Raw genomic sequence first — 479 nt, 5'->3', positions numbered from 1 at the left:
CAAGTGGTTTTCCTCCTGTTGTTGGGTCAACAGCGAAAAGCCTACAACAGCCACCACAACAGGGGAAGACCCATATAATTACAGTTATTTTGTTAGGGGAGAAATAAAGAAATGGAAGGCAGCTTCAGGAAAATCATTGCAAGGGATGAAACAGAAAATACAAAAGTTTCTCACTCACCAGGTTGAATTATCCCCGGTAATGTTATGTTTTGCCGCGATGACATGGCGTCATGGGAGTAAAGCAGTTACCGCGATGGCCGTATCCGGCTGAAAATCGACGAAGCGTATCCGTAAGGCCGGGTCGCCAGGGCGGTGGCGCTTGAACCGCCCTGGCACGTTCACCGATTGTATGGCGACAGAGAAGCACGGAATATAAAGTGAACGGGATAACCACTATTGCCGCATGAGCTGTACTAGCTCAGACCTGATCTGACAGTTACCGGTTATTTATACAGGTGTCTGTCAGATTAAATCTGGTT

Annotated in this window: 1 protein-coding gene; it reads left to right on the top strand. The window is 47.4% G+C overall.

Going from position 1 to position 479, the window contains the following annotated elements; all coding sequences use genetic code 11:
• Positions 1–271 (top strand): hypothetical protein (locus ACSZO4_RS25845; protein WP_437891931.1); only part of this gene is annotated, 271 nt, incomplete at its 5' end.
• Positions 272–479 lie beyond the last annotated feature (208 nt).

The sequence above is a fragment of the Phytobacter sp. V91 genome (genome assembly GCF_965644225.1).
In the GTDB taxonomy this organism is placed as follows: Bacteria; Pseudomonadota; Gammaproteobacteria; order Enterobacterales; family Enterobacteriaceae; genus CBFFRJ01.
The sequence above is the reverse complement of the archived record's forward strand: the minus strand, read 5'-3'. Positions and strand labels throughout refer to the sequence as shown.